This is a genomic window from Shewanella sp. ULN5, assembly GCF_030731885.1.
GTDB classification, from domain to species: Bacteria; Pseudomonadota; Gammaproteobacteria; order Enterobacterales; family Shewanellaceae; genus Shewanella; species Shewanella holmiensis.
In genome coordinates, this window is the sequence record NZ_JAPJEE010000017.1 from 50,291 (window position 1) to 57,471 (window position 7,181).

The following is a 7,181-nucleotide window of genomic DNA, read 5'->3' on the forward strand; positions in this document are numbered from 1 at the left end:
AAAGCCTAATGAGAGGTAAGGATTAATCTTGTTTAGCAACACTGATAAAGTCCCTATTGATGCTTAATGTGTATAATTCTAATTCGACCTTGGCTTTGGGGTGCGTTTCGACTTGATAATCTAATCGCTTCCAATACAGCTTATCAGGCATAGATTCAATGGCTTTGACAAAACCTAATATCGCAAAATAATCCCCTTCGACCACCAGTTTTATGCCATGGCTATAAAGGTTCATTTTTTGTTGTTCATCATCCCCCACTTGCAATAAAGCGACCGGTGCAATGGAGTTAAACGAAATCAGCTTAATCCCTTTATCGTTAGATAACAGATTCGCCAGCACAGTCGGCATATAATCAGCGGGCACCATATCAACCATTTGCGCATTAAGCTCAGCATCTACCTCAGCCATTTGGGTATTTAGTAATGTTAACCTTTGCTGGTAATCGGCATTAGGGTCTAATGTAAGCCGCTGTTGATATAATGCGATTTGCTGTTCAGTAATGTCGCTTTCTTGCTGTATGGCTTGTAATTGTTTTTCAACCTTACTGATATCAAGCCATTTTGATTCAAATGGCATAAACGCAACCATACCGATAACCACAAGCGTGGCTACAGCAATTAATAAGCGTTCACGCTGGCTTAATCCATTAAATTTTTGCTCAAGTTGCTGCCATTGTTGCTTCATTTAGCAGCCTCCTTGTCAGCTTGCACACTGGTTAACTTAAAGGCCAAAGGTTGATTTTCACCTCTATCCATTGTCATTGCGGCAAAGGCAAAGCCTTTTAAAGTATCTGCGGTTTTTAAGCGTTCAATCCAACGAGGAATACTAGAAGGTTGTTGACCAAATCCTTCAAATTCAATTTGCTGCTCATTGAAATAAATTCGGCTTAACCACACATTGGCATCCGCGACAGCGGCTAGGTCGGTCAACATAGGCGAATAGCCCTGACTAATCAATGCTGTGCGGTTTTCCAATTCTGCTTTCAGTAAACGTTTTAGGGTGAGTCTTTGCTCCTCTAACTCAACTCTAGTGACTAAGTCTTGATCGGGCACACGTTGTGCAACTTGTGCTTCTAAATTGTCTTTTTGCTCAACTAAGCGGCTATTTTTCTGCTCTGCTTGGCTAGCCTGATGTTGAAGCTCATAAAACTGGTAACTTTCTACTACGTATAACAATACCGTTAAACCTAACAGTACAGCGACAGAAACCGAAAGCGTCAAAAAGTTTAACCGCTGTTTTGGCGGTAATAAGGTGGCGCTATAAAGATTAACTTTGGTTTTAATCACGCCTCACCTCTTGCAAGATCGTTAAAAGCCAATTGTGCTAAATAAGCGGGCACACCATGGTGTGTAACGGCTTTAACCTGTTGATTAAAGTTGGCGGCAACTAATTTAACTAAGGTCTGTTGCTGACCTTCAGTTAATAAATTGATGCTCGACACCGGTGCTTGACGTAGCTGACTCTCAAAATAATCCATAGAACGCTGGATCTCTAAACTCAGGTTGTCAGCGAGTCCGTAACTTAATTGTTCATCACTTGCTTTATGTAATTGATTAAACCCCCTAACCCTACGCTGCATAAGTAATTCACCCGCTTTTATCACGGTAAATAATAGCTCTTCATCAGGTAAATGAGTCACTAGCATATGTGCCATGTTATCTGCATCAAATAGCGGGGTTAAGGCCAACTCTTCAATGGTAATTCCTGCAATGGTAAAACCAAGTTCATCACACGCAGTGGCTAACGATACCAGTTTATCTCTGGGAGTCACCACCACATTCACTTTTGAATTGGTTGATACGGTTGACTCAAAATAATCAAGATGAATATTTGCAACGGGTTGAGTCACCATATCTTTAATGGCCCACATGAGTGCTTGGCAAACTTCTGCAGGATCAACATTGGGTTTATCGGCTTGTAATAATTCGTAGTGTGGACTTGAAAGCACAACTTGCAACTTGGCTGCGCCAAATTGATTTTTTATCTCATTAAAAGGGGATGAGAAATTATCTTTAACTAAATCGAACTCAGTAAATGACTCTGGTTGTTCTAATTTTTTCGCTTGATAAACCCACACAGAGTTCACGCCGACATATACCCCCAGTTCCCCGGAGTTAGCTGCCTTACGCCAAAAAGCGAATTTATTCAAAAAACCATTATTCATTTGCAAGCCTTTTTACGCACTAAATATTGTCCATCTTAGATGGGCAGACTCATCGAAAATATTCATCACGGCTTAATTTAGCCAGAAGTCACCTTAACACTTAAATCATCATGACTAAACTGCCGACACACTTCAAAAGTGTTATTTCACATCAATCTTGTGATGTAACGTATCAAGAAACGAAAAATGACATTGACACGTCAGTAATATTTTTACCAGTTTAACCGCTAATATTTTAATTTTATAGAAAAATACTAAAATTGGGTTATTTTAATAAGATAGATTGCTCAACTAAGATAAACAAGTTCTGAACATAATTTGATGTCAATAACACCTTATATTTAACCAAGGTTACACAAGGGCAATATCACCCAAAAATGGACCTTGTGCGGCACTGACACCCAATATCTTCAATGTTTGCCACTCTTCAAATATTTCAACGCCTTCGGCCATCACTTGTGCTTTAGATCGCAAAAGACCACCAATAAGGCTACGAATGTATAACTGATTTTCAGGCCGCTCATGTACCTGACGAATGATCGAACGGTCTAATTTCACAAAATCAAAATCATAGGTTTGAATATAATGCGTCCCTACCACTTGCTTACCTACATGATCGACACTCAACTTAGCACCCATCTTTGATAACATGGTCAGCGTTTTGGCTAGCTGAGGATGCTGCTGATGTTTTATAAAAATATCTTCAGAAACTTCAAAAATTAGCCTGGTTGCTAAAGGACGGTGCTCAAGTAATGCAGATTGGATCCAACGAATAAATGCACGGCTTGTTAGGGTATCCATACTTAAATTAACGCAATAAATGGCGTCATTTTTTGGCATAACGTTAAATAAGACTTGCTCAACTATCATCCTTTCAACTTGTGGCATCAAACCGCACTTATTGGCCATAGGAATAAATAGCGTCGCACGTATTTCAGTATTTTGGTTGTCTCTGACTCGACTAAAAATCTCATAATGCAACAAGCTATTGTCGCTATCGAGCACAGGCTGATGCAGCAGAAAAAAACGCTTGTTAACCAGGGCATATTCTAAAAAGCTACGCCATCTGACTGACCCTTTTGCCATTTCTTTATCGACGGCGCCTTTATCATACATGAACCAGGTATTGAGTCGTTGTAGCTGGGCTGCACGCAAAGCCATTTCAGCTTCTTCAATAATTTGTGAAGGCTGATCGCCTGCTTTATAAAATGCGGCACCAAGGTGCAAGTAGTTATCATGATTAGCAATTTGATGATGCTTAACCAACAAACAGCGACGAATTAACCTGTCTGCCAATAAATCTGCTTCAGCAAGTGATAATTGTGGTACCACTACCGCAAGTTGTAATGCACTTCGTCTTGCAAAAATTACATCGGTGTAATCACTCACTAACGGGGGGATAATCGCCACGATTTGCGTAATAAATGCTTTATTAGCTTCAATGTCAGCTTGAACATTCATTAAGGCATCATCATCAAATTCAAGTAAAAAAACTACGCCATAGGCCACCATTTTGTTGTCATGGCTCAAGGCTGCAAGTCGATTTTCAAAATAAAGTCGGTTACCTATTTCAGTCACAGGATCAAGAAAGGTATTAGCACGAATAAACTGATCTAGGCGTCCTCGCTCTTGTTGAGCATCTTCCAGATCATTTATAAGTTTTGATATTGCGCGGTTAATTAATCTAGGACGCCCTTTAGCCGCCGATAGCTTTGCGCCTTGTATATCGCCATCTATGATCATTTTACTGCGTAATGCCAGTAGCTCAACACCGTCTAACTCATGGGTAATCCATTTCAATCCATAACGCACAAATACGCTAATGGCGCCAAAGCCAATGAATAGAATCAACAATTCATACCAGCTAAACTGATAATTATTTAGGGGCGACGGTAATTCAAATTTCACGGTTAAAGCGCTTTGTGGATCAATAATATGATGATAAAGGGTTAACCCTGATGCACTACTGTGCGCATCTGTTTGATAGGAATATAAAGCTTGTTGGTCTAACAACAATTGAAATTGCACCACATGATAAGCTTTTAATACTGCAGGCAACCAAGTATCTAATTGATCTGTACCGTGCAGTTGATAGTGCGTCACTATCATAGACTCCAGTTCAGCGACTTTATTTTGTTGAAATCGGTAAGTGAGTTGTACAAAGCTCATTAGCGCAGACAATAAAAAAACAAAGGCTACCGCAGCCAGAGAAACTAACCAAAAACTGGTTAACTTTTTTGTGAGGATTTTAGTCAGCTTCATCTATCCGCTTCCTGCTGGACGTTATTTATAACAACTCAAGTGATAAAGATGGAGTAGTAGGCACATTTGTTATCAAAGTGAAAGTTCCCCCTTTTCATTACAAATCCATGACGTCGTATCTAAACGCTCAATAAATTCATCTGATTCGGGCGTAATAATGATGCTTTGATAGCCTGTGGCCATCCCATATTGAGGTTTATTATTATTGTTGCGCTAAGTATACCTAAACTCTGTGGATATTATTGTGATTTAAACACTATCACATTGTTAATAAAAATTTAAAAGGGGCCGAAGCCCCTTTCAATACTATGGTATTTACACACGCTACAATTTGTAATCGCGCAATTAATAAACTGGCAAGGAGGTTATCTTAGCCACGCCAGAGTCAATTGCAGCTTGCGCCACGGCGCGTGCTACATTAACTAATAATCTTGGGTCCATTGGTTTAGGCAATACATATTCAGCACCAAAACTTAATGCACTCACATTCGGATAAGCCGCTAACACATCTTCTGGTACTGGCTCTTTGGCTAAATCGGCAATTGCATAGACAGCCGCCAATTTCATTTCATCGTTAATTACCGATGCTCTTACATCTAGCGCTCCGCGGAAAATAAACGGAAAACACAATACGTTATTGACCTGGTTAGGATAATCACTGCGTCCTGTGCCCATGATCAGATCCTTACGGATGCTATGGGCGAGCTCTGGTTTAATTTCAGGATCTGGATTTGAACATGCAAAAATAACCGGATTAGGTGCCATCAATTTGATGTCCTCTTCAGTCAGTAGATTTGCACCAGACAAGCCTAAGAATGCATCGGCACCATCAATCACATCCTGCAGGGTGCGCTTATCAGTGTTATTGGCAAACAACGCTTTATATTCATTTAAATCATCACGACGAGTATGAATCACGCCCTGACGGTCGAGCATATAAATGTTTTCACGCAAAGCACCACATTTAACAATCATCGTCATACAAGCGATTGCTGCAGCGCCAGCACCTAAACAAACAAACACCGCATCTTTGATATCTTTACCTTGAATTTCAAGCGCATTTAACATGCCAGCGGCGGTAACAATCGCTGTACCGTGCTGATCGTCATGGAACACAGGAATGTTACAACGGGCAATGAGCTCTTTTTCAATTTGAAAGCATTCAGGCGCTTTAATATCTTCCAAATTAATACCGCCAAACGTATCAGCAATCGCTTCGACTGTATTGATAAACTCTTCCGATGTGCGGTGCTTTACTTCGATATCGATAGAGTCAATGTTTGCAAAACGCTTAAACAATAATGACTTGCCTTCCATTACAGGTTTTGACGCCAAAGGCCCTAAATTACCGAGGCCGAGAATAGCGGTGCCATTAGAGATTACCGCAACGGTATTACCTTTATTGGTATAGCGATAAGCCGTTTCAGGATCAGCCGCTATCTCACGCACAGGCTCAGCAACGCCAGGGCTATACGCTAGCGCTAGATCATAACTAGATTGAGCGGGTTTAGTTAAACAGACAGCAGTTTTGCCTGGTACGGGAAATTCATGATAGTCGAGAGCTTGTTGGCGAAAATCTGACATTTTATCAATCCTGAGTGCGCTATATGGTGAACAACATCTAATAACTGCTGATTTATACAGCAGTGGAAAATGTTAACAATACGCTAAAAATAACAGGATATAAATCAAAAACTCAAACTTTACCCACCGATCCGACCATTGAAAGGCATAAGCAACGTAATACTAACTTATCACTTACGAGTTATTTAAAATCAACAAGTTAAAAATGTAGTAAAATAACAAACATTTTCAAAATTAAACCCTAATAAGCCAGTTTTACGACATAAATGTTAGTAAAAATAACAACAATCTTAGCTAAGTACACAAGACTATTATTTATAACTAAAAAGTCAGTTTTCATTTATGCAGAAAACAAAAAAGGCGCCTAAGGCGCCTTTAGTATAATTGCAAAAGCAATTATTTTTTACCAAGCATACCGAAACGCTTGTTGAACTTGTCAATACGACCACCGGTATCAACGATCTTCTGAGTACCTGTGTAGAATGGGTGACATGCACCACATACGTCCAAGTGCAAATCTTTCTTTGCAGTTGAATTTACTTTGATTACGTTACCACAAGTACAAGTTGCGGTCATTTCTGCGTACTCTGGGTGAATACCTGGTTTCATTGGGGTTACCTCAAATTGAAGGCCATGTCGCTATCACAACCCGAAGTTGGACACCACATGCAGTTAATAAGAATATGTTTTAGGCGCGAGATAATACAGCGTCTTTAATGCTTACACAAGCGGTTATTTTCACCACTTCACGACGGTTTCAGCTGCCACTATGTAAAGCGACTAAATCATCAAACTTCATTTTATCCGCTTGCGCATCTTGATATTGATCGAGTATTTCCTGTGATGGGCAATTTAGTTTGGCGTCGGCCATAAGCATATTAATTTTCTGCTGAGCAAAGGCATTCGGATTCGCCTCATAGATGGCTAGCATGGCGCCAAAAATACTGGTGTGCCAAGATTTATGCTTAGCTGTCGCCACTCGCCACAAGCTGTCTTCAGGCTGCTTATCAATTGAACACTCAGAAGACATCGTTGGGGCTGAGCCCAATACTGCTGCGTCTGTGTCTGTGTCTGTGTCTGCGTCTGCGTCTGCGTCTGTGTCTGTGTCTGTGTCTGTGTCTGTGTCTGTGTCTGTGTCTGTGTCTGTGTCTGTGTCTGTGTCTGTGTCTG

The 7,181-nt window shown here is 40.4% G+C and carries 7 protein-coding genes; all 7 read right to left on the reverse strand.

The features are described 5' to 3' along the window. Nucleotides 1–22: 22 nt before the first annotated feature. Nucleotides 23–685, reverse strand: coding sequence for an MSHA biogenesis protein MshJ (locus ORI98_RS14820; RefSeq protein WP_306135745.1), 663 nt, complete (start codon nucleotides 683–685; stop codon nucleotides 23–25). After that, the gene (locus tag ORI98_RS14825; protein ID WP_306135746.1) at nucleotides 682–1,287 is read right to left on the reverse strand and encodes a PilN domain-containing protein; all 606 of its coding nucleotides are present in this window, start codon (nucleotides 1,285–1,287) and stop codon (nucleotides 682–684) included. The genes ORI98_RS14820 and ORI98_RS14825 overlap by 4 nt, the downstream gene beginning before the upstream one ends. Further along, nucleotides 1,284–2,165 (reverse strand): biogenesis protein MshI, encoded by an 882-nt coding sequence (locus ORI98_RS14830; RefSeq protein WP_306135747.1) that lies wholly within the window; start codon nucleotides 2,163–2,165, stop codon nucleotides 1,284–1,286. Before ORI98_RS14830 ends, ORI98_RS14825 begins: the two co-directional genes overlap by 4 nt. Nucleotides 2,166–2,516: 351 nt before the next feature. Beyond that, nucleotides 2,517–4,427, reverse strand: a complete 1,911-nt coding sequence (gene csrD / locus ORI98_RS14835; RefSeq protein WP_306135748.1) for an RNase E specificity factor CsrD — start codon at nucleotides 4,425–4,427, stop codon at nucleotides 2,517–2,519. 345 nt (nucleotides 4,428–4,772) lie between these two features. After that, a complete protein-coding gene (locus ORI98_RS14840; protein ID WP_261299026.1) occupies nucleotides 4,773–6,011 on the reverse strand; it encodes a malic enzyme-like NAD(P)-binding protein in 1,239 nt (412 codons plus the stop codon). A 396-nt stretch (nucleotides 6,012–6,407) separates the two neighbouring features. Next, the gene (rpmE, locus tag ORI98_RS14845) at nucleotides 6,408–6,620 is read right to left on the reverse strand and encodes a 50S ribosomal protein L31 (protein WP_261299027.1); all 213 of its coding nucleotides are present in this window, start codon (nucleotides 6,618–6,620) and stop codon (nucleotides 6,408–6,410) included. A 148-nt stretch (nucleotides 6,621–6,768) separates the two neighbouring features. Beyond that, nucleotides 6,769–7,181 (reverse strand): FimV/HubP family polar landmark protein (locus tag ORI98_RS14850; RefSeq protein ID WP_306135749.1); only part of this gene is annotated, 413 nt, incomplete at its 5' end.